The organism is Vreelandella subglaciescola, from assembly GCF_900142895.1.
GTDB lineage: Bacteria > Pseudomonadota > Gammaproteobacteria > Pseudomonadales > Halomonadaceae > Vreelandella > Vreelandella subglaciescola.
In genome coordinates this window covers 1,172,234-1,193,930 of the sequence record NZ_LT670847.1, presented here as the reverse complement: position 1 = coordinate 1,193,930, position 21,697 = coordinate 1,172,234, and the positions used below count along the sequence as shown (strand labels likewise).

The following is a 21,697-nucleotide window of genomic DNA, read 5'->3' as shown; positions in this document are numbered from 1 at the left end:
CGGTCGCTGAGTAGCCGATTAGCACATAGCTTTATCGTATCAATGCCGTGATATTTATAACTGAAGTTCATTGGTTTCGAGTGACGGCGCAGCCGTGGTCGTCGGCCTCCATAGTGGCCGTTTTGTCTGCTGGAAAAGGCTGAGTAATGCGACGTGTCAGGTCAATGCCGTCAGCCGCGGCAACCCCTTCAGTAAGGATGGCCACCATTTGTCGGCGGCATCGCCGAGGTGCACGGTGATACGCCGGGCGTGCACTGTCAGCGTGGCGGCCACCTTGAGCACCTGCTCGCGCATCCGCTTCAGGCTCCAGCCCTGCCGGGTCTGTCGTTCCAACAGGCAACGCAGCCCGTGTAGCACCTGATAAGCGCAGAGAGTCAGCAGCAGGTTTACCTCGTTGCGGGCCATGACGTCCTGGACGGTGGAGACACCGCGATCAGTCGAGGAGAGATGCATATCGAGCGACGACTTCACCTCGCCCATGTGGGCTTCGGCGCTGCCGCGCTTGCGATAAAGCGCCAGGACCTTTTCCGGCGGCCAGTCGAACTTGCCGAGATTGGTGACCAAAAAGAAGGCATGCAGCAGCAGATCATCGGGCCGCTCTTGTACCACCAGCACCACGCGCCGCGGCGCCGGCCAGGTACCGGCTTGGTACGCCAGGTCATGGCACCATTCCCGAGGTTGCTCGGGGGGCCGGCCGCGTGGCCGCTTCAGATGTGGCGCTGCCAGTGTCTGCAGGCCCGTATGACTGCGCAACCGGCCCAGATACTCGATGTCGCGATCTTCCAGCGCCTCAAGCGTGTCGTTGTCGGTGAAGCCGGCGTCGATGCGCACCTTGACCTTGGCCCCGGTGCTCTCGTTGAGTCGCCGCACCAGATGTGGGATCCAGGTATCGGCATTCTCGGCTGGGCCGGCGTTACCTTCACGCAGCAGGCCGCCCACCATGTCGCCGGTCTCTGCCAGCGAGGCCACCAAAGGCGAGTATATTCTGGCCCCGTAAAGTCCATGAAACGCCGAACCGCCCTGGTGGCCGTGAACGTCGATCGGCAAGCCGTCGATGTCCAGCGTCAGATGCTCGGGGCGTTCGCCGCCGTTCAGCGAGGTCAGTCGCCAGACCGCCAGCCGCAGCAGGCCCTCATGCACGGTATCGATATTGTCGTCGCGGCCCAGGCACGTCAGCAGCCGCGACAGCGTCGCTTGAGATGGCCGGTCCTGAGCCAACGGCGTTGTCCCGCGGGCATCACTGCAGGCTAGCTGCCAGAGCGGGTCACGGCGAAGCGTATCGGTATCGCTGAGGTCGATCCAGCCCATCGAACGCTGCAGCACCAGGGTACGCAGCTGGCTGGCTAACGAGTGGCGGACGCGATCCGGGTCGCGGTGATCGACCAGATGGTCGTCCAGCGCATCGATCATGCCGCTGTTGTCGAGGGCTTCACGCAACAGCAAAGCACCGCTGTCGCTGGTGGTGCGATGGCCGCTGAGCTCGACGCGGATGGACCCGTTGCATGACGGGGTCCAGGGGGATAAGCTTTCACCCATGGCGAGTGGTCCTCTTGAATTGTGTTCGTTCAGGAACATCTTGATTCTACAAGAGAAACTGCTCGCCATCTTCTTTTCTGTCTCAGCCCGGTGAATTAGGCGGGGTTATGCACAAAGGGCAGCGCTTCGTTGAGGTAGGTGCCGATAAAGTCGGAAAACTCCGTGGGTGCAGCCCCTGTGCCACCTTCAGCGCCGTCGACGGTAATAAAATCGGGCACGATGTTGGTGTCAATAATCGCCTTGCATACCGCCATGAACTCTTGACGCCGGCCCAGGCACAGCTTGAAACCCACCGGCTTTCCGCCGCTGAGTTCGCGCAGCCGCTGGAGAAATTGCAACATGCCGGTGGGCGTGCTGAATTCGGGGTGGGTGCCCGGAGAGGCGCAGTCTTGGCCGACCGGTATATCGCGGGTGCTGGCAATCTCACGGTTCACCTTGGAGCCGGGCAGCAGGCCGCCGTGGCCTGGCTTGGCACCTTGCGAGAGCTTGAGCTCGATCATCTTGACCTGATCCAAGCGGGCTTTTTTCTCAAAGTTTTCGGCGTTGAATGAGCCGTCGTCGTTGCGACAGCCAAAGTAGCCGCTGGCAATTTCCCAGATTAAGTCGCCACCGTGTTCTTGGTGGTAGGGGCTGATAGCCCCTTCGCCGGTGTCCTGGGCAAAACCGCCGATCTTGGCGCCCTTGTTCATCGCCGCCACGGCGTTGCCCGACAGCGAGCCAAAGCTCATCGCCGAGATGTTAAGCCGCGAGGAGTCGTAGGGCTGAGCGCACTGGGCATTGCCGATGGTCAGGCGCGCGTAGCGTATATGGACGGATTTGGGCGCCATGGAGTGCTGCACGAAGTGAAAGCCGGTGTCTTCCATGTCGCGTCGGGTGCCGAACGGTGAGGTATCGCCGTTGCCCCGCGCCCGGCTGTTGACGATGTCGCGCTGGGCGCGGTTGAACGGCCGGCCGCTGACGTCGGATTCAAAAAAATACTGACGCATTTCGGGGCGAATAAACTCAAACAGATAGCGCATGTGACCAATAACGGGATAGTTGCGCAGCACGTTACTGGTGGAGTTAAGATCCCAGGCGCCGATGGCAGCAAGTACCGGCATTACGCACCAAAGCCACAGCCAGTGTGGCGCCAAAAAAGCAACCGCTATTCCTACAATGGCGGTCAGGCATAAAAATACGTAATAAATCAGTCGTGGGTAGCCGAACATAGCGCCTCTCGTTAGTCACTGGTGAGTCGGTGGATCGTCGTTTCGTTAGTCAGCTTAAAGCGAATATAGTGCGCTTATCAGCGCACACCTTCAATTCGCTGCTTAGGGGTGCGGGTACACAAAAGCGGCCGCTGGGGCCGCTGGGGCCGCTTGGTGACGCTGATATTAACGGATTATCCCATTAAAAGCTGGCTTGCCGCGCCGCCGCCGACAATCAGCAGAACGAACAGGATAAGCCCCAGAATAAACGGGCGGATGCCCAGCGCTTTGAGCTTTTCAATGCGCGTTTCAAAGCCCAGTGCTGCCATGGCCATGGTCATGCCGATCTGGCCGGCAAGAATCAGCGCGCTCTGCAGCGCTTCGGGCAGCGTAATGACGCTGTTGACCCCGACCATGGCCATAAAGCCGAAGGCAAACCAAGGAATGGTCAGCTTGGCTGTTTCGCCAGCGGGGCCTTCCGTTGGGGTCGCGTTTTTGCGCAGCCACCACTGGCCGACGATCAGCAGGAAAGGCACCAGCAGCATCACCCGCACCAGCTTCACCACGATGGCGTTGGTCAGGGCATCGGGGCCGACCGCGTCGCCGGCGGCCACCACCTGGGCCACTTCGTGAACGGTGGCGCCGATGTACACCCCGTAAAGCCCCTCGCTCATGTGCGTCAGCGGATAAAGCAGTGGATGCACCAGCATGGCCAACGAGCCGAACAGCACTACGGTGGCTACCGCCATGGATGCCGCCGCCGGGCGCGAGCGAATGGTAGATTCCGTCGCCAGTACCGCCGCGGCGCCGCAAATCGCGCTACCGGCGCTGGTCAGCAGGGTGGTTTCACGATCCATGCCCAGGATCCGCGTACCGATGAAGTAGCCCGCCGTGAGCACGCTGGTAATCACCAGCACATCGAGCAGGATGATTTTCGGACCCAGCACAAAAATCTGCTGAACGGTCAGCGAGAAGCCAAATAGTACGATACCGCCGCGCAGCAGCCAGCGGGTGGCAAACCCCAGCCCCGGTTTGGCCGCAGTGGCAAGGCCGCGAGCAGCGGGCAGATTGCCCAGCACCAGCCCCAGCAGCAGTGAAAAGACCAGCGGGCTAACGCCGCTGTCGCTAATGCCGGGCAGCAGCGAAATACCAAAACCCGCAAGGGTCAGGGCGGCGCAGAGAATAAGACCTTGCCACATGGCGGTGCTCCTTGAGTGTACGTCTGTGGCTATTCTATGCGGCTGGTCGTTATATGGTTATCATGAAATAAATATATAACTGTTCGGTAAAACCGATAAGCGATTATCGACAAGGAGTGAAAGGCCGTTGAAGAGCGTATTGCCATGAGTCGTTTGTTATGAGTCGTTTGTTATGAGTCGTTTGTTATGAGCCATGCCGTCACGTTTCGCCAGCTGCAGGTGTTTGTGGCCGTGGCCCGGGAGGGCACCGTGGTGGCGGCCGCGCGCTATTTGAGCCTGTCGCAGTCGGCGACCAGTCAGGCGCTGGGGGAGCTGGAGCGCCAGCTGGGTGTCGGGCTTTTCGAGCGCCCGGGGCGTAAGCTGCGCTTAAACGACATGGGGCGCCACCTATTGCCCCGCGCCGAGCGCCTGCTCGACGGCATGGCCGATTTCGTCGCTGCCGCCGAAGAGCCCGACGGGCGCTTGCGCGGCACGCTCAACATTTCGGCCAGCGCGACCGTTGGCACCTACCTGCTACCCATGCTGGCGGGGCGCTTCAGCGACGCCCATCAGGGCGTGGACTTACGCCTGCGCCTGCGCAATACCGGCGAGGTGATTAACGACCTGCTGCGCTTTGACGCCGATATCGGCCTGATCGAAGGACGTTGCCACGAGCCGCGCTTACAAAGCGAAGCCTGGTGCGAAGACCGGTTGGTGATCATTGCCGCGCCTAGCCACCCGCTGGCGCAGCAGCAGTCACAACAACAGACGCAGCAGCCGCTAAGCGACGCCGACCTTGCCGGGGCCGAGTGGATCCTGCGCGAAACCGGCTCGGGCACGCGGGAGGTTTTTGAGGCGGCGGTGCTCCATCACGTCAAGCGGCTTTCTGTGCGCATGAAGTTAAGCCAGCACGAGGCGATCAAGCAGGCGGTGATGGCGGGGTTCGGCCTTGGTTGCCTGTCGCACCTGAGCGTGGCCGGCGAGCTTGAGCGCGGCGAGCTGGTGGCACTGGAGAATAGCCTTTCGCTGTCGCGCACGTTTTCTCTGGTATGGCATCCCGATCGCTATCGAAGCCCGCTGTGGCAGGCGTTCAAGGTCTTTTTGACCGAACAGTGAGTGGTTGAGCAGCGCACGCCGGCGCTACGCGTCTGACGCATGTTCATGGCTCAAGGCTCAAGGCACGGTAGCCGCCCCACAGCCGGGTCGCGGTGGTGATCAGGCAGGCTAGTGCAAACAGCGTGGCTATCCACGCAAACTGCTCGGGAAACAGGCAAAATAACACCAGTGCTGCCACGGTTTCGGTGCCTTCGGTCAGCCCTTCCATATAGTAGAAGGCCTTTTGCAGAAAGCGCGGGCGCTCGATGCCGCGCCGGCCAGCAGCGATGGCAAAGGCCAGAAACGACGTGCCGGTGCCGATAAAGGAAAACAGCAAAAACGCTGCTGCCAATGCGTTGGCGGCGGGGTCGGCCAGCGCAAAGCCGAGCACTACCGCGGCGTAGAAGACAAAATCCAGCCCGATATCGAGAAACCCGCCGGCGTCGCTCACCTGCCCCGCAAGCCTCGCCAGCGCACCGTCCAGCCCGTCGCCCAGGCGGTTGAGCACAATAACGCAAAGCGCCCAGCCGTAGTGCTCAAACGCCAGCAGCGGCAGGGCGGCCATGCCGATGATAAAGGCGCCAAACGTCACCTGATCGGGCGTCAGCCGGCCGTGGAACAGGCGTGCCAGCCGTTCCAACGGTCGGTGGGTCAGCGGCATGGTGAAGCGGTCGAGCATGAGAACCTTCCTTTATGGTCATGGAGAAGCGATGCGCTGGCGCAGCGTATACCAGAGCCGCCGGCGGCGCTAAACTGGCGCCACACGCTACATCACTCACGGGGGCCGGGATGCGCCTATTGCACACCGCCGACTGGCATTTGGGCCGGTTGCTGCACAATCTTTCGCTGCTGGACGATCAGCGCTTTGTTCTCGACCAGCTGCTGGCCATTGTTGACCGCGAGCAGGTCGATGCCGTGCTGATCGCCGGCGATATTTACGATCGCTCGGTGCCGCCGGCCGCCGCGGTGGCGCTGCTTGATGACGTGCTTTTCGCTTTATGCGAGACGCGCGGCCTGCCGGTGGTGATGATTTCCGGCAATCACGACGGTGCGCGCCGGCTGGGCTTTGGCGCCCGCCAGCTGCGCCAGTCCGGGCTGCATATTATTTCGGAGCTGGACGCCGCCTTTACCCCGGTGACGCTTGCCGCCGGCGGCGTGGAGGTCGACGTGTTCGGCATTCCCTACGCCGACCCCGAACACGTGCGCAGCCACTTTGGCGCTGACGTGCGCGACTTTGACGCCGCGCACCGCTACCTGCTTGAGCGGATTGACGAACATCGCGACCCTAAGCGCCACGCCGTGCTGATGAGCCACTGTTTTGTGGCCGGCGGCAGCGCGTCGGACTCCGAACGGCCCTTGAGCCTGGGCGGCGCCGAAAGCGTGGCCTGGGCGCCGATGCGTAACTTTGACTACGTCGCCCTGGGCCATCTGCACGGCCCGCAATATCGCGGCGAAGCCCACATCCGCTACAGCGGCTCGCTGCTGAAATACAGCTTCTCCGAGGCCAGCCATAACAAGGGCGTGACGCTGGTGGACATGGACGCCAGCGGCGTGACGAACATCGCCCACGTCGCACTCACGCCAGAACGCAACGTGCGCGTGCTCGAAGGCGAGCTGGAGACGATCATCGCTGAGGCGGCGGATGACCCCGCCCCGGACGACTACCTGATGGTGCGCCTGACCGACCGCCACGCGATTCTCGACCCCATGGGCAAGCTGCGCGCGGTGTATCCCAACGTGCTGCATCTGGAAAAGCCCGGCATGCTGGAAATCCACGGTAATGCCCGGCTGGACCGCGAACGGCTCGGGTTCAATGCGCTGGCCATGTTTGGCGACTTTTTCGAGCAGGTAAAAGGCGACGTGATGGATGAGGCGCAAGAGACCGCCGTGACCGAGCTGATCGAGACGCTCAACCGCGACGAGGAGACCGCCGAATGACCCCGGTTTTGCTGACCCTGCAGGCCTTTGGCCCCTTTGCCGGCACCCAGACGCTGGATTTTTCCGCGCTGGGGAAAAGCCCGCTGTTCTTGATCAACGGCCCTACCGGCGCAGGCAAAAGCTCGATTCTAGACGCGCTGTGCTTCGCGCTTTACGGCCAGACCACGGGCAACGAACGCGAACCTGCGCAGATGCGCTGCGATCAGGCCGCCGCTAGCCTGCTCACCGAAGTCACGCTGGATTTTCGCCTGCGCGGCACTCGCTATCGTGTCCGCCGCGTGCCCCAGCAGGAACGGCCCAAGGCGCGCGGCGAAGGCACAACCACCCAACAGCCCGAAGCTCAGCTGTGGCGGCTGAACGCTGACGGCGAGGTTGACGAATGCCTGGTGGCGCGCAAGGTAAGCGATGCCACGGCCGAGGTGCAGGCGCTGCTGGGGCTGGATGCGGGGCAGTTCCGTCAGGTAATGGTGCTGCCCCAGGGCCAGTTCCGCGAGCTGCTGTTGGCCGGTTCGGCCGAGCGCGAGCAGATTTTCTCGCAGCTGTTTCAAACCCGGCTGTTCTCGCGCATTGAAGAGCGGCTGCGCGAACGCGCCAATCGCATTACGCGGGAGGTGAGCGATCACCGCCAGCGGATGCAGGGGATTCTCGACGCCAGCGGCGTCGAAAGCGAAGCCGTGCTGGAAGAGGCGTTGGCAGAGCTGGCGCCGCAAATTGACGCGGCAAAAACGGCATTGACGAACGCCCGTGCCGAACGCCAGCGTGCCGAGCGCGCCGAACACAGCGGCCATGAGCATCAGGCGCTGTTTGATCAGCAGCGTAAACTGGAAACGGCGCATGCCGCCCACGTGCAAGACGAGGCGCGCATCGACAATGCTCAGGGACGCCTCAAGGCGCATGAGCAAACCCGGACACTCGCCGCGCCGTTTAACGCCCGGCATCAGACGCAGCAGGCCGCTGAAAGCGCCGCGCAAACGCTTGAGCGCGACACCGCCACGGTTAACCTGCGCCGCGAGGAAAACGCCCGGGCGCAACAGACGCTCGGCGCCGCGCGGGAACGTCACGACGGGCTTGCCGCACTGCGCGAGCGGCACAACACGTTGAGCCATGCGCTCGACCAGCGCCGCGCGTTAACCCGGCACGCACAAGACAGCCATGCGGCCAGCCAGACGTGGCGCACACTTCACCAGCAATACGCCGATGCCGAGGCGCAGCAGGCCGGCATTCGCCAGCAGGGCGAGGAGCTTGGGGCGGTGGTTGAGAAAGCGCAGGCAGAACAGCAGACGCTTGCCGGCAGCGTTGATGCGCTTCACCACCTGAACGCCCTGCATCGCCAGCGCCAGACGCTTGCCGAGCACGACGCCCGGCGCCCGCCGCTGGTTGAGTCGCTTGATACGGCTCACGCGGACGCCGAGCAGCGCACCCGCGATGCCGCACGCGGCAAAACCCACGCGACCGAGCAGGCCATGCGCTGGCATCAGGGCCAAGCCGCCTGGCTTGCCCGCACGCTTGAGCCAAACGCGCCCTGCCCGGTGTGCGGCGGCCTTGAGCACCCCGCGCCGGCGGTGGCAGACGCCGTCACGGTGACGAAAGAAGCGGTTGAAGCAGCCGGTTACGCCCACGAACAGGCGCTAAACGACGAACACGCGGCGAAACAGCACGTGCAGCTTTTAAGCCAGCGGCTTGAGCAGCACGATGTGCAGCGACGCGAGTACGTTGAGGCGCTGGGCGACTGGGCCAGCCAGCCGCTTGAAGCGGTGGCACAGGCGTGCGGCGACAAACAGCGTGATGCTGCCCGCCACGCCGCGCTTGCCGAACAGATAGCCGAGCAGCACAAGACGCTTGCCGCGCTGCGCAACGGCTGGAGCACCCAAGATAAGGCGCTTAAACAGCTTGAGCCCGCGCTTAAAGACGCCGAGCTTAAGCATCAGCGCTTGGAGGCCCAGTGTGAACAGTTGCGCAACGCACTGCCCGAAGGCCAGCCCACGCTCGAGGTGCTCGGTGAGCAGTTGGATAGTATTACCGGCGACATTACCCAGCGCGAACACGCCTGGCAGGCAGCACAGGATGGCGCGCAGCAGGCTGCCACCGAGCTGGCGCGCGCTGAAGCCGCACAGGACGGCGCGCAGTATCGGGCATCTAGCGCAGAAGAGGCAACTCAACAGGCAGACACCGACTGGCAGCAGGCGCTTTCTCAAAGCGTCTTTGACGACGAACACGGCTTTTTACACGCGCGGCTGGACGACGCCGAAAGCGAGCGGCTAAGCGCTGAGGTTGAGCACTACCAGCACACATTGGCCAAGCTCGACGGCCAGTTAGACGCGAGCCGCGCGCGCCTTACGGGGCTGGCGCCGCCGGATGTAGACGCGCTGCATGAAAAGGCCGTGCAGGCGCGCCTGTGGGAAACCCAGGAAAACGAGACGTGGCGCAAGCTTGATGCCCGGCATAATCAGCTGGAGCACACTCAAAAGCGCTTGGTTGATGCGCACCGCGAGCAGCAGGCGCTGGAAGCCGAGTATCGCGTGTGGGGCACGCTCAGCGAAGTGGCCAACGGGCGCACGGGGAAGCGCGTCAGCCTGCAACGGTTTGTGCTGGGCGTGCTGCTCGATGACGTGTTAATACAGGCGTCAGCGCGCCTGGTACGCATGAGCCGCGGGCGCTACCAGCTGGTGCGCCGCGACGAACCTACCGGCGGCAACAGTGCGTCGGGGTTGGAGCTTGACGTGGCCGATACCTATACCGGCAAAAATCGCCCGGTGGCTACGCTTTCCGGCGGCGAATCATTTATGGCGGCGCTGTCGCTGGCGCTGGGGCTTTCCGATGTAGTGCAGGCCTACGCCGGCGGCATTCAGCTGGATACGTTGTTCATCGACGAAGGTTTTGGCAGCCTCGATCAGGACGCGCTGGATCAGGCCATCGCTACGCTCAGCGAGCTGCAGATGGGCGGGCGCATGATCGGGATTATTTCCCACGTTAGCGAGCTGAAAGAACAGATGCCGCTGCGAGTTGACGTCAGCACCAGCCGGCGGGGCAGTACGGTCGCCATTCACGGCGTTTAACACCGCTATTGTAACTGTGACGCCACCACCTCAACGCCCACCTTGCCACGGGCATGGTGAATGCTGATCACCTGAAAACAATCAATAAGACGTTTGAGCAGGGTCAAGGGAAAGTGCATTAGCTTACGGCAAAATAGCCAACCACTGACCTACTTGGAGCCCCCATGATTATCCCAGAACTGCTGGCACCTGCCGGCACCCCAGAGCACCTTGAAACCGCATTCGCCTATGGCGCAGATGCTGTCTATGCCGGCCAGCCACGCTACTCCTTGCGGGTGCGCAACAACAGCTTCAAAGACGCTGCCACTCTGGGCGCAGGCATTAAACGAGCCCACGCTCTGGGCAAGCAGTTCTATCTGGTATCCAACATAGCGCCCCACAATGACAAAGTGCGCTCCTACCTGAGGCACTTGGAACCGATACTCGAATATAAGCCAGACGCCCTGATCATGTCAGACCCTGGTTTGATTATGCTGGTGCGGGAAAAGTGGCCCGATCAACCCATACATCTTTCGGTACAGGCCAACGCCGTAAACTGGGCAACCGTGGAATTCTGGCGCCGCCAGGGCATCAGCCGGGTGATTCTGTCTCGGGAGCTCGCCCTAGGCGAAATCCGCGACATCCGCGAGCGGGTTCCGCAGATGGAACTGGAGGTGTTCGTTCACGGCGCCCTGTGCATGGCCTATTCTGGGCGTTGCCTGCTCTCCGGCTATATGAACCACCGGGACGCAAACCAAGGCGCCTGCACCAATGCCTGTCGCTGGAACTACAAAGAAGTTCAGCACACCCACGACCACACGGGTGACCTGATTGCCACATCAGACCAAAGCGACGTGCAAAGCTACGAGCCAAAAGAAATCCTGTTGGAAGAACCCAACCGCCCCGGCAGCTACATCCCCGCTTATGAAGATGAGCACGGCACCTATATTATGAACTCCCGGGATCTTCGGGCCGTACAGCATGTGGCCGAGCTCGCAGCCATGGGCGTGCACTCCCTGAAAATTGAGGGGCGTACCAAGAGCACCTATTACGTGGCCCGCACTACCCAGATTTATCGCCGGGCTATTGATGAAGCCACTCAAGGTAAAGCTTTCGACATGGGCCTGATGAATGAGCTGGAAGCACTGTCCAATCGCGGCTACACCGAAGGCTTCCTGCGCCGGCATATGCCTCAGGAATACCAGACCTACGAGAGAGGCTCATCCTATCTGGGCACCCAGCAGGTGGTGGGCACCATCACCCATGACGACGGCCAATGGCTCACCATCGATGTGAAAAACAAGTTTGCACCGGGCGACCAGCTTGAGCTGATCACACCCTCGGGCAATCTAACGTTTTCGATATCGGTTATGGAAAACCGCAACGGCGTAGCTATGGAGTACGCGCCCGGCAGCGGCCATATCGTTCGCATCCCTCGCCCGCCTCAAACGCCCAGTGCGCTGGAACACAGTTATCTGACACGCATTCTGCCCTCACAAGCCTGAAGCTCCGCCGAGCTTTAAGCTCCGTATAAACTCTTATCCTAGCCGCTTAACAGGTGGATGTAATGGAAACGCTGAATTTGTGGCTGGCTACCGGCTTGGGGGTCGGGTTCATGCCTTTTGCCCCGGGCACCTTTGGCTCGCTGTGGGGCGTGGCGCTGGCATGGTGGCTAGGAGGCAAAACGCCAAGGCGCCAAGGGGCGGTTATTGCCGTATTGGCGCTTGTGGCGGTGCCAGTATGCCACTGGGCATCGGTGCAGTATTTTGCCGGCGGCGATGCGGGTAGCATCGTGCTGGATGAAATCGTCGCGTTTCCGCTGGCGCTTTTGGGGCTGTCGAATCGGCGCGGGATAGCCGCCGCGTGCCACTGGCCGTGGCTGATAGTGGGCTTTGCTATTTTTCGCGCATTTGATGCGCTTAAACTGCCGCCGGTCAGCTGGGCAGAAGCACTGCCCGGCGGGCTGGGTATCGTTGCCGACGACCTTGTTGCCGCCGCGCTTGCGTGGGCTTGCATGGCGGCCCTGCTTAGCGCCTGGCGCTACTGCCGCCGTTAATTGAAGGTCGGGCCGCCGGCCTCATCACCCCACACCTCTTCCAGGCGGTCGTCGCGCCCGCAGCCAAAGCGGTAGAACTTGTAGCGCAGCGGGTTTTTCTCGGCATAGTTCTGGTGGTAGTCCTCCGCATCCCAAAAGGTGCTGGCGGGCACAATCTGGGTGGCAATCTCCTGATCGAAGCGCTCTTGCATCTCGGCTTTGGAGGCTTCGGCCAGCTCGCGCTGGCGCTCGCTTGAGTAAAAAATCGCCGAGCGGTATTCGGCGCCGCTATCGCAGAACTGGCGATCCTCGGCGAAGGGGTCAATGTTGCGCCAGAAAATCTCCAGCAGCTTGGCGTAGCCGATCTCGTCGGCGTTATAGGTCACCTTCACCGCCTCGGCGTGGCCGGTACCACCGCCGGAAATTTCCTCGTAGCTCGGGTTTTTAAGCTCACCGCCGATATAGCCAGAGGTAGTGGCAGTGACGCCGGCCTGATCGTCATACGGGGGTTCCATGCACCAGAAGCAGCCCCCGGCAAAAACGGCCGTACTCGCACCGTCAGCGGCGGTTGTTGTCTCAGCGGCGTGAGCCGTCGATGCGACCATGCCGGCAGCGATTGCGGCGGCAAGAGGCAGCAGGCGAAAACGGGTAGATAGCATCATGGACGCTCCTGTGGGGTATTGGGCGAAATCCATCGCGTACTACGTTATTGGATGTGCGCAGCGTATACGAGTTCCGCGGTTTGTATCGCCTGTGTATATGCTGTGACGTAACAACATTATTTTACGGATTGTGTTGACGTGCGCTCGGGAAAAGGCCATGATGCTTCGCAGTTGGTTAGCAAGTCGAACGTTGTCAGCAGCATTGAAGCGCCTCGAGCGTTGAGTCTGGTGAAAGTTTCTTGTTCTACCCACTGCAACTCGGGTATTTCCCGGATCCATATTTCGCTAAATCGAGGAATTTCGATAATGGCAACTGGTACCGTTAAGTGGTTTAACGACACTAAAGGCTTCGGCTTTATTTCTCCGGACGACAATGGCGACGACCTGTTCGCGCACTTCTCCGAAATTCAAGCTGACGGCTTCAAAACTCTGCAAGACGGCCAGAAGGTTTCCTTCGACGTCACACAGGGCAAGAAAGGCCTTCAGGCTTCCAACATCAAAGCGGAAGACTAAGTCATAAATGACTTAACCGCCAAGATGTTGGCTGCCGGCTAACAGTCGGCATGCTGAAAAAACCCCGCTACGGCGGGGTTTTTTATTGCCCTGTGTTTGTATATTCTTTAAGTGAATTAATCTGGTTCTAAAAATAACTTTTTAGAATATTGAAGCGGCGGCACAATACCCTGACGGATAACCAAAGGGCGTGTGTAATGTCGCTGGATGCTTGGATTGCCATTGGCGTGGTACTGACGATTTTTCCGCTGATGGCGCTGTCGCGCCTGGGCTCGGATGTCATTTTGCTGGGTGCGGTCATGCTGCTGCTGGTGCTGGGCGTGCTCAGCCCGGAGGAGGCGCTGGGCGGCTTTTCCCACAGCGGGCTGTTTACCGTGGCGTGCATGTATGTGCTGGTGGCGGGCATTCGTGAAACCGGCGGCATCGACCTGCTGGTGCGCCACGTGCTGGGCCGCCCCCGCAGCGAGCGTCGGGCGCTTTTTCGTCTGCTGGTGCCGGTTGCCACGCTGAGCGGCCTGTTGAACAATACCCCGATTGTCGCCGCTTACCTGCCGGCGGTGCTGAGCTGGAGCCGGCGGCTGGGCTTTTCGGCCCAGCGGTTTTTGCTGCCGTTAAGCTTTGCTTCCATTCTGGGCGGCACCATCACGCTGTTTGGCACCAGCACTAACCTCGTCGTCTATGGCCTGCTGCGTGAACGCTACCCTGCGCTGGATATGGGGCTTTTCGATCTGGCCTGGGTGGGGATTCCCGTTGCGCTTGCCGGGTTGGCCTATTTGCTGACCATTGCGCCAATGCTGTTGCCGCGACGTGGCGGCGCGTCCCAAGCCTTTGCCAACCCGCGCGAGTTCACCATCGAAATGGAGGTGGACGCCCGGGGGCCGCTGGCCGAGCGCACGGTAGAAGAGGCCGGCCTGCGCCATCTGCGCGAACTGTTTCTGGTAGAGATCGAGCGCGCCGGCAATATCGTCAGCGTGGTGGGGCCGGGAGAAGTGCTCAAGGGCAAAGACCGGCTGGTGTTTGCCGGCACGCGCTCGGCGGCCGTCGAGCTGCAGCAGATCCGCGGGCTGTTGCCGTCCCGCGATGCCCATTCAAATCTGGAAACCGCCTTCAAGGAACGCCGGCTGGTCGAGGTGGTGGTATCGCGACAGTGCCAGTTTATCGGTCAGCGGATACGCGACGGGCGCTTTCGGACGCTTTATGGCGCGGTGGTGCTGGCCATCTGCCGTGGCGGCGAGCGGGTCACCGGCAATCTAGGGCACGTGCGGCTGCAGCCGGCCGATGTATTGTTGCTGGAAGTGCGCCCGCCGTTTCTTGCCCGCCATCGCCAGTCCCGAGAGTTTCTGCTGGTCAGCGAATTGAACGGCGCGGCGCGCCCGGCGCATGAAAAAGCGCCGCTGGCCTGGGGCATCCTGTTTGGCGTGGCAGGCCTTGCCGCCTTTGGCCTGACCAGCCTGCTCAACGCGGCCGTCATGGGGGCGGCGGCGGCGCTGTTAACCGGCTGCTGCTCGGTGGGTAGTGCCAAACGCAGTCTGGATGTTCAGGTGCTGTTGACCATCGCGGCCTCGTTCGGTGTCGGCGCGGCGCTGACCGGCTCGGGCGCGGCCAATACGCTGGCCGGTGCGGTTATCTCGCTTTCTTCGGGGAGCCCCCTGTTGTTGCTGATCTGCGTCTACGTGACGGTGGCGCTGTTGACCGAAGTGGTGACCAATAACGCCGCGGCGGTGATCATGTTCCCCGTGGCCATGTCGGCGGCGGAAAGTCTGGGCGTTAGCCCCATGCCGTTTGTCGTCGCGCTGATGTTTGCCGCGTCCACCAGCTTTTTAACACCGCTGGGCTATCAGACCAACCTGATGGTGTACGGCCCCGGCGGCTACCAGCTGCGCGATTTTTTACGCGTGGGCAGCGGGCTCAACCTGCTGACGGCGGCGATTGCGCTGTCGCTGATACCGCTGATATGGCCGTTCTAGCCGGCTCTTTTCTCGCCGTACCCGGCGCTTTGCGCTAGGGTAGCGCGTATTGTCCAAGGTAAGGAAAAACTGTAATGACCCGACAAAGTGAGCTGATTATCGAGCCGTCGTCCGGACGGCCCGCCAATGCCTGCGTGTTTATTCTTCACGGACTGGGCGCTGACGGCCACGACTTCGAACCGCTTGTGCCTCAGCTTGATTTGCCTGACGGCGTGGACATGCGTTTTATCATGCCCCATGCGCCGTCGCTTGCCGTTACCGTGAATAACGGCATGACGATGCCGGCCTGGTACGACATTTTATCCGTGGATCTGGGCCGCAAGGTGGATGCGGCACAGCTGACGGACTCGGCCGAGCGTATCCAGCAGCTGATTCAGGCGCAGATTGATCATGGCATTGATAGCCGGCGGATCATTGTCGCGGGGTTTTCCCAGGGCGGGGCGGTGGCCTATCAGGCGGCGCTGACGTTTGCTCAGCCGCTTGCCGGGCTGCTGGCGATGTCGACCTATCTGGCTAATCCTCAGGCGCTAAGGCTATCTGCAGCTAACCGCGCGTTGCCCATCGAGGCGCATCACGGCACCGCTGACCCGATAGTGCCTGAAAGCCTGGGCTATCAGGGCGTTGAGGCGCTCCGGACACAAGGCTATGCGGTTGAGTTCCGGCGCTATGAAATGGCGCATTCGCTGTGCCCCGCGCAAATTAATGACATTAGCCGCTTTATCAGTGCGCGGCTGGGCTGACCCGTGAGCGACGCACAGCGCGGGCGCAATGCCCGCCATCCCGAGCAGATTCCACGCCGTGGCTGGTGTGATATTGCCTGGCGCGTGTTGCATGGAGCCGAGCAGGATCGCATCACCATGCTGGCGGCGGGCGTGGCATTTTATGCGCTGCTGTCGCTGTTTCCTGCGATTGCGGCGGTGGTGTCTATCGGCGGCCTGGTATTTGATCCTTATGAGGCCAGCCAGCAGCTGCGCGAACTGAGCCATTTCATGCCGCCGGACGCCGCCGAGCTGATCGCCAAGCAAACGCAAAAAGTGGCGCAAAGTGCAGAAAAACGCAGCGGCACGGCGGCATTGATCAGTTCGCTGATCGCCTTGTTTGTGGCCTCCAAGGGGGTGCGCGGGCTGATTACCGGGCTCAACGTGGTCTACGGCGAGCCCGATCAGCGTGGCCGGATGCAGCGCGGCGTGATGGTGATGGCGCTGACGCTCGGGCTGATCGTGATGACGCTTCTGACGCTGGGCTTTATTGCGCTGGTGCCGTTTGGCGTTGCGTACATGCCGCTGACGTCGCTGCTGGAGCAGCTGCTTTACTGGCTGCGCTGGCCGGTATTGTTGATTGCCATGAGTCTGATCATTGCGCTGCTGTACCGTTTTGCGCCATATCGCCGTGCGCCGCGCTGGCAGTGGCTGAGTGTAGGCACGTTGCTCGCCACTGTGCTGTGGCTGTTGGGGTCGGGCGGGCTGTCGCTTTATGTGCGCTATTTTGCCAATTTCAGCGAACTTTACGGTTCGCTGGGGGCGGTGGTGGTGCTGATGCTGTGGTTCTGGCTGTCGGCCTTCGTGGTGCTGTTGGGCGCCGAAATCAACGCCCAGATGGAGCGCCAGACGCGCAGAGATACGACGGTTGGTCGCGATCGGCCGATGGGCAGCCGTCGCGCCCACGCGGCCGATACGCTGGGTGCTGAACATCCCTGGCACCGCCAGAACGACGGTGCCGGAAAGCGGGATGAGAATGAGTAGCTGCTGTGGCGGTTGGTGTTATGGCTACAAAAGCTCTTCGGCGGCCAGCGCCAGGCGCGAGCGTTCGACGCTTTCAGCGTGATGTGGCCGGCGTGGGGCCAGTCGCGAAAGCGCTCAACGACGGCGGCCATGCCGCAGGTGTTGGCGGTGAGGTAGGGCGTATCAATCTGGCCGACGTTGCCCAGACACACGATCTTGGTATTTCGCCCCGCGCGGCTGATCAACGCCTTGAGCTGCTTGGGGGTAAAGTTCTGCGCCTCGTCGATGATCAGCAGCGTGTCGTTGAGCGTGCGTCCGCGCATAAAGCTGGGCGCGCGGATCTGCACCCGGGAGCCGATCAGCTGGCGGGTGGCGCTATCGTCCCAGCTGGATTCGCCCTCATCGCTGCGCAGCAGGTTATCCATGTTGTCGTGAAAGGCGCCCATCCACGGCGACATCTTTTCCTCTTCGGTGCCGGGCAGAAAGCCGATGTCCTCGCCCATGGGGATAGGCGCGCGGGTAAACACGACGCGCTCGAAGTCGCGATGATCAAGCGTCTGCTGAAACGCGGCAGCCAGCGTCATGAAGGTTTTGCCGGTGCCGGCATTGCCGGCGATAGTGACCAGATCAATGTCTTTATCCATCAGCAGGTTGAGGGTAAAGTTTTGCCGGCTGTCGTGGGCGTGAACGCCCCATACGCCGCCGTGGTGACGGTAGTTGGTGAGCAGTTCAAGGCGTGCGGTAGAGGATGATATTTCGCGCACGATCGCTTCGAATTCGGCGCCGTTTTCGCTGTCCGAGACCAGCATGCCCTGGTGCCAATGCGTGGGAATGTCGCCTTGCAGCTGGTAGAAGGTGCGCTTCTCTACGCGCTCGACGTTGACCTGAACGTCCAGCGTCTCCCACAGCGGCGCGGCGTGCTGTTCCCGGCTGTAAACCGCCGCACCTTCGATCATGCTGTCGCTGTCGTCGAAGGCGCGGTCGCTCAGATAGTCTTCCACCGGCACGTTCAGCGCGGCGGCCTTGATGCGCAGATTGATGTCTTTCGATACCAGAATGACCGAGGCATCGGGGCGCTCGTCGCGCAGACGGCAGGTTTCTGCGAGCAGACGGTTGTCGGCGCTGGAGAACAAGTGCTCAAGGGGTTTTAAATCGTCATAGCACAGAAAACGCAGCCGGCCCGGCTCGCCGGTGGCGCGGGGCAGGGGAATGCCGCGTTCAATATCCGTAAAGCTGGCGCGGTGGGTCAAATCTGACAGCGTGCGGCTAACCTGACGCGCGGTACGGGCAATATCACGAATGCCGTTCTTGTGCTTGTCCAGCTCCTCAAGCACCGTCATGGGGATTACCACGTCGTGTTCGTCGAAGTGGTAAAGCGCCATGGGGTCGTGGATGAGTACGTTAGTGTCGAGCACATAAAGCCGGGTGGCTTTCTTTTCGAGTCGGACCATCGTTGGAAGCACTCCTGCGTTGATAGCAACATCGACACGGACAAAAAATTGTTGAGACTGCCGTGTCGTTCCCTGGCGTGTTCCGGTGGCTCCTCTTCTGCGGGTCTTGGTGTGTGGCGGGCGTTAGCCTTAGTGTCGGATAACGCGCGACTTTTTGCCATGTCGCGGCGCATGGAAAGCGTACAGCGGGGCGAGAACAGCTGGCGCCAGGCGAAAAATGTTCCCTAAAATCGTCGAATGGGGGATAATTACACGGCAATTATGCGTTTTATTCAGGAGTTCTTACGGTGAGTGCCGTAACGATTGCGCAGATGTGCGTGGCATCGCTGGGCGCCGCCTTTTGAAACCTTGCGCCCGGTGACGTCGATTACCCTGAACTAGCACGTTGGAGGCGAGCCATGACACCGGCCATTGAGTCCGCCAAAAAAGCCCGCGTCGCCTTTACGACCCACACCTACACGCACGACGAAAGTGCGGCCTCCTACGGCCTTGAAGCGGCGGAAAAGTTGGGCGTCGCCCCCGAGCATATTTTCAAAACGCTGGTAGTGGTGCTGGATGGAAAGCGTCTGGCGGTGGGCATTGTGCCGGTGACCGCACAGCTTGGCTTAAAGCACATTGCCCGGGCGGCAAAGGCTAAAAAGGCCGCGATGGCGCTGCCCGCCGAGGTTGAACGCGCCACTGGCTATGTGCTCGGCGGCGTCAGCCCGCTGGGGCAGAAAAAGCGCCTGCCCACGTTTATTGACGCCTCTGCCGAGTCCGTCGAGCGGATTTACGTCAGTGCCGGGCGGCGCGGGCTTGAGATCGCGCTTGCCCCCGCCGACTTGGCAGCACTCACCTGGGCTGAGTTTGTGCCGCTGGCGAGCTGATGCTTGTTAGTCAGCGGCGGGTGGGTTTGCCCGCTAGAACGCCATCTCGCGCCGCGTTTTCTGTTAGGCTGCGTTACATATTGGCAGGCGCGCAACAGGTGGACTTATCGCCTGCGCGCCTCTCCCCGCTTACGTTTTTGGGGCGTTTTCGCCCCGTTTCAGGTATTATTTGTGTCTACGACTTCCTTTACGGGCCTGGCGCTGCCTCAGGCGCTATTAGCGAACCTTGAATCGCTTGGCTATCACACCATGACACCGGTACAGGCGCGCGCTTTGCCGCCGGCGCTTGCCGGCCAGGACGTGCTGGCACAGGCCAAAACCGGCTCGGGCAAGACCGCGGCCTTTGGCTTGGCGATGCTGGCCGGGCTTAACGTCGCCAACAGCCGCGTACAGGGGCTGGTATTGTGCCCCACCCGTGAGCTGGCCGAGCAGGTTGGCGAGGCGCTGCGCGGGCTGGCCCGCCAGCTGCCCAACGTCAAGGTGCTGACGCTATGCGGCGGCGCGCCGTTTGGCCCACAGCTGGCATCTCTTGAGCACGGCGCGCATATCGTCGTGGGCACGCCCGGGCGGGTGGAAGACCACCTGCGCAAAGGCACGCTGGTGCTGAGAGGCGTCACCATGCTGGTGCTCGATGAAGCCGACCGCATGCTCGATATGGGCTTTCAAACCGCAATTGACGCCATCGTGGCGCAAACGCCACCGCGCCGGCAGACGCTGCTGTTCAGCGCGACCTACCCGGCCGACGCGGCGCAGGGCGGGCTGGCGGGCTTTACCCGCGGGCTTTTGCGCGAGCCGTGCATCGTGCAGGTCGAAGACGCCCACGATGACACGACTATCGATCAGCATTTTTACGCCGTGGCCGACGAGGCCTCGCGCTTTGCTGCGCTGCGCCGGCTGTTGCTGCACTACCGCCCGGAAAGCGGCGTGGTGTTTTGCAATACCAAGCGCGACACCCTGCGGGTGGCGGAGGACCTGAACGCGTCGGGCATGAGTGCGCTGGCGCTGAACGGTGATCTGGAGCAGAAAGACCGCGAGCGCATCGTAGTGATGTTTGCCAACCGCAGCGTGTCGCTGCTGGTGGCCACCGACGTGGCCGCCCGGGGGCTGGATATCGCCGGCATAGACGGCGTTTTCAACCTGCAGATTGCCCACGAGCTTGAGGTTCACACCCATCGCGTCGGGCGTACCGGCCGCGCAGGTAAAAGCGGTGTGGCTTGTACGCTGGTCAGCGCTAAAGAAAACTACCGCTTTGAGCGCCTGGCCGAAATGAGCGACAGCGTTTTTGAGCGCGAAGCGCTGCCCGACGTGGAAGACGAGCGGCCGCTGGTGGCGCCCATGGCTACGTTGCAGCTGGGCGCGGGCAAGAAAGACAAGCTGCGCCCCGGCGATATTCTCGGCGCGCTGACCGGCGACGGCGGCATTCGCGGAGAGCAGGTAGGCAAGATCAAGGTGCTCGCCCGCAGTGCCTACGTGGCGGTTGAGCGTGGCGTCGCCAAAAGCGCGCTGGCCAAGCTTGAGCGCGATCAACTTAAAGGCCGTAACGTGCGCGCACGCCGCGTTAACGGTTAGAGCGGAGGAGCCAACGCAAGCGTTTATGAAAATACCCAAACGGTTACAGCCGCTGATCGACGACGGTCTGATCAACGCGGTAGAACAGCAGCTGATGAGCGGCAAGGAAGCGCAGGTTTACGTGGTGCGCTGCGGTGATGAAACCTGCTGCGCCAAGGTGTTCAAAGAGGCCAACAAGCGCAGCTTCAAGCAGGCGGTGCAGTATCAGGAAGGGCGCAAGGAGCGTAATAGCCGCCGCGCCCGCGCCATGGCCAAAAAGACCCGCTACGGGCAGCAACAACAGGAGCAGGCCTGGCTCACCGCCGAGGTCGACGCGCTGTATCGGCTGTCTTCGGCAGGCGTTCGCGTGCCGCAGCCACGCGGCTTTGTCGATGGCGTACTGCTGATGGAAATGATCACCGACGCCGCCGGTGACGTCGCGCCGCGCCTTGACGATGTCACCCTGACGCCGGAAATCGCGCGCGAGTATTACCAGAAGGTGTTGCGCGACGTGGTACGCATGCTCTGCGCGGGGCTTATTCATGGTGATCTTTCCGAGTTCAACGTACTGGTGGATGCCGACGGCCCGGTGATTATCGACCTGCCTCAGGCGGTAGACGCCGCCGGCAACAACGGCGCCGAGGCAATGCTTGAGCGCGACGTCAACAACATGCGCGGCTATTTTGCCCGCTTTGCCCCCGAGCTTGCCGAGACGTACTACGGCGAAGAAATGTGGGCGCTGTATGAAGCCGGCGAGCTGCACCCCGACACGACGCTGACCGGCGACTTTACCTTTGCCAGCCACCTGGCCGACGTCGGTGAGATGCTGGAAATCATCGACGACGTCAAGGAAGAAGAGGAAGAGCGCCTTGAGCGCATGCGCGGTGAGCCGGATGATGACGCGCCGTCATACTGACGGGCAGGCGCAAGGCCGGTATAAAGGGTTGGTATAAAAGGTGGGTATA

At 61.7% G+C, this 21,697-nt stretch carries 17 protein-coding genes and 1 pseudogene; 12 read left to right on the top strand and 6 right to left on the bottom strand.

All coding sequences use genetic code 11. The annotated features are described in order from the left end of the window. Positions 1 to 156: 156 nt before the first annotated feature. From B5495_RS05510 to B5495_RS05500, 3 genes are all read right to left on the bottom strand, one after another. Entirely contained in the window at positions 157 to 1,575 is a 1,419-nt protein-coding gene (locus B5495_RS05510) for an IS1380 family transposase (protein WP_079550256.1), read from the bottom strand. A 56-nt stretch (positions 1,576 to 1,631) separates the two neighbouring features. Then, positions 1,632 to 2,636 (bottom strand): FMN-binding glutamate synthase family protein, encoded by a 1,005-nt coding sequence (locus tag B5495_RS05505; RefSeq protein WP_231897233.1) that lies wholly within the window; start codon positions 2,634 to 2,636, stop codon positions 1,632 to 1,634. 281 nt (positions 2,637 to 2,917) lie between these two features. After that, on the bottom strand, positions 2,918 to 3,922 hold the full coding sequence (locus B5495_RS05500; RefSeq protein ID WP_079551982.1) for a YeiH family protein: 1,005 nt from the start codon (positions 3,920 to 3,922) through the stop codon (positions 2,918 to 2,920). Positions 3,923 to 4,108: 186 nt separating this feature from the next. Between B5495_RS05500 and B5495_RS05495 the strand changes: the two genes are divergently transcribed. Further along, positions 4,109 to 5,017, top strand: coding sequence for a LysR substrate-binding domain-containing protein (locus B5495_RS05495; protein ID WP_079551980.1), 909 nt, complete (start codon positions 4,109 to 4,111; stop codon positions 5,015 to 5,017). A 43-nt stretch (positions 5,018 to 5,060) separates the two neighbouring features. Here the strand turns inward: B5495_RS05495 and B5495_RS05490 are convergent, their stop codons facing one another. Further along, positions 5,061 to 5,675, bottom strand: a complete 615-nt coding sequence (locus B5495_RS05490; protein WP_079551978.1) for a CDP-alcohol phosphatidyltransferase family protein — start codon at positions 5,673 to 5,675, stop codon at positions 5,061 to 5,063. A gap of 110 nt (positions 5,676 to 5,785) precedes the next feature. On the opposite strand from B5495_RS05490, the gene B5495_RS05485 reads away from it, so the two are divergent. From B5495_RS05485 to B5495_RS05470, 4 genes are all read left to right on the top strand, one after another. Then, entirely contained in the window at positions 5,786 to 6,934 is a 1,149-nt protein-coding gene (locus B5495_RS05485) for an exonuclease SbcCD subunit D (protein WP_079551977.1), read from the top strand. Next, positions 6,931 to 9,990: an AAA family ATPase gene (locus tag B5495_RS05480; RefSeq protein ID WP_079551975.1), complete on the top strand. Its 3,060-nt coding sequence runs from the start codon at positions 6,931 to 6,933 to the stop codon at positions 9,988 to 9,990. The genes B5495_RS05485 and B5495_RS05480 overlap by 4 nt, the downstream gene beginning before the upstream one ends. A 164-nt stretch (positions 9,991 to 10,154) precedes the next feature. Then, the gene (trhP, locus tag B5495_RS05475) at positions 10,155 to 11,474 is read left to right on the top strand and encodes a prephenate-dependent tRNA uridine(34) hydroxylase TrhP (RefSeq protein WP_079551973.1); all 1,320 of its coding nucleotides are present in this window, start codon (positions 10,155 to 10,157) and stop codon (positions 11,472 to 11,474) included. 62 nt (positions 11,475 to 11,536) lie between these two features. Beyond that, entirely contained in the window at positions 11,537 to 12,025 is a 489-nt protein-coding gene (locus tag B5495_RS05470; RefSeq protein WP_079551971.1) for a phosphatidylglycerophosphatase A family protein, read from the top strand. On the opposite strand, the gene msrA is transcribed toward B5495_RS05470, so the two are convergent. Beyond that, positions 12,022 to 12,666, bottom strand: coding sequence for a peptide-methionine (S)-S-oxide reductase MsrA (msrA, locus tag B5495_RS05465; RefSeq protein WP_079551970.1), 645 nt, complete (start codon positions 12,664 to 12,666; stop codon positions 12,022 to 12,024). The genes B5495_RS05470 and msrA overlap by 4 nt on opposite strands. A gap of 306 nt (positions 12,667 to 12,972) precedes the next feature. Between msrA and B5495_RS05460 the strand changes: the two genes are divergently transcribed. The 4 genes from B5495_RS05460 (at position 12,973) to B5495_RS05445 (ending at position 16,888) form a co-directional block, all read left to right on the top strand. Next, entirely contained in the window at positions 12,973 to 13,179 is a 207-nt protein-coding gene (locus B5495_RS05460; protein ID WP_079551968.1) for a cold-shock protein, read from the top strand. Positions 13,180 to 13,376: 197 nt separating this feature from the next. Next, positions 13,377 to 15,146: an SLC13 family permease gene (locus tag B5495_RS05455; protein ID WP_079551966.1), complete on the top strand. Its 1,770-nt coding sequence runs from the start codon at positions 13,377 to 13,379 to the stop codon at positions 15,144 to 15,146. Between the two features lie 74 nt (positions 15,147 to 15,220). Further along, positions 15,221 to 15,886, top strand: a complete 666-nt coding sequence (locus tag B5495_RS05450; RefSeq protein ID WP_079551964.1) for an alpha/beta hydrolase — start codon at positions 15,221 to 15,223, stop codon at positions 15,884 to 15,886. Positions 15,887 to 15,889: 3 nt separating this feature from the next. Then, the gene (locus B5495_RS05445; RefSeq protein WP_079551962.1) at positions 15,890 to 16,888 is read left to right on the top strand and encodes a YihY/virulence factor BrkB family protein; all 999 of its coding nucleotides are present in this window, start codon (positions 15,890 to 15,892) and stop codon (positions 16,886 to 16,888) included. Between the two features lie 24 nt (positions 16,889 to 16,912). On the opposite strand, the pseudogene B5495_RS05440 reads toward B5495_RS05445, so the two are convergent. Then, positions 16,913 to 18,318 (bottom strand): annotated as a pseudogene (locus B5495_RS05440) (PhoH family protein). Between the two features lie 398 nt (positions 18,319 to 18,716). On the opposite strand from B5495_RS05440, the gene ybaK reads away from it, so the two are divergent. From ybaK to B5495_RS05425, 3 genes are all read left to right on the top strand, one after another. Beyond that, entirely contained in the window at positions 18,717 to 19,184 is a 468-nt protein-coding gene (gene ybaK, locus B5495_RS05435) for a Cys-tRNA(Pro) deacylase (protein ID WP_079551961.1), read from the top strand. A gap of 171 nt (positions 19,185 to 19,355) precedes the next feature. After that, positions 19,356 to 20,753: an ATP-dependent RNA helicase DbpA gene (gene dbpA / locus B5495_RS05430; protein WP_079551959.1), complete on the top strand. Its 1,398-nt coding sequence runs from the start codon at positions 19,356 to 19,358 to the stop codon at positions 20,751 to 20,753. 25 nt (positions 20,754 to 20,778) lie between these two features. Then, positions 20,779 to 21,648, top strand: coding sequence for a PA4780 family RIO1-like protein kinase (locus B5495_RS05425; RefSeq protein WP_079551957.1), 870 nt, complete (start codon positions 20,779 to 20,781; stop codon positions 21,646 to 21,648). The last annotated feature ends 49 nt before the right edge of the window (positions 21,649 to 21,697 follow it).

Coding starts and splice junctions, on each gene's coding strand:
- B5495_RS05510 (WP_079550256.1), bottom strand. CDS start 1,575: ATGTTCCTGAACGAACACAATTCAAGAGGACCACTCGCCATGGGTGAA.
- B5495_RS05505 (WP_231897233.1), bottom strand. CDS start 2,636: ATGCCGGTACTTGCTGCCATCGGCGCCTGGGATCTTAACTCCACCAGT.
- B5495_RS05500 (WP_079551982.1), bottom strand. CDS start 3,922: ATGTGGCAAGGTCTTATTCTCTGCGCCGCCCTGACCCTTGCGGGTTTT.
- B5495_RS05495 (WP_079551980.1), top strand. CDS start 4,109: ATGAGCCATGCCGTCACGTTTCGCCAGCTGCAGGTGTTTGTGGCCGTG.
- B5495_RS05490 (WP_079551978.1), bottom strand. CDS start 5,675: ATGCTCGACCGCTTCACCATGCCGCTGACCCACCGACCGTTGGAACGG.
- B5495_RS05485 (WP_079551977.1), top strand. CDS start 5,786: ATGCGCCTATTGCACACCGCCGACTGGCATTTGGGCCGGTTGCTGCAC.
- B5495_RS05480 (WP_079551975.1), top strand. CDS start 6,931: ATGACCCCGGTTTTGCTGACCCTGCAGGCCTTTGGCCCCTTTGCCGGC.
- trhP (WP_079551973.1), top strand. CDS start 10,155: ATGATTATCCCAGAACTGCTGGCACCTGCCGGCACCCCAGAGCACCTT.
- B5495_RS05470 (WP_079551971.1), top strand. CDS start 11,537: ATGGAAACGCTGAATTTGTGGCTGGCTACCGGCTTGGGGGTCGGGTTC.
- msrA (WP_079551970.1), bottom strand. CDS start 12,666: ATGATGCTATCTACCCGTTTTCGCCTGCTGCCTCTTGCCGCCGCAATC.
- B5495_RS05460 (WP_079551968.1), top strand. CDS start 12,973: ATGGCAACTGGTACCGTTAAGTGGTTTAACGACACTAAAGGCTTCGGC.
- B5495_RS05455 (WP_079551966.1), top strand. CDS start 13,377: ATGTCGCTGGATGCTTGGATTGCCATTGGCGTGGTACTGACGATTTTT.
- B5495_RS05450 (WP_079551964.1), top strand. CDS start 15,221: ATGACCCGACAAAGTGAGCTGATTATCGAGCCGTCGTCCGGACGGCCC.
- ybaK (WP_079551961.1), top strand. CDS start 18,717: ATGACACCGGCCATTGAGTCCGCCAAAAAAGCCCGCGTCGCCTTTACG.
- B5495_RS05425 (WP_079551957.1), top strand. CDS start 20,779: ATGAAAATACCCAAACGGTTACAGCCGCTGATCGACGACGGTCTGATC.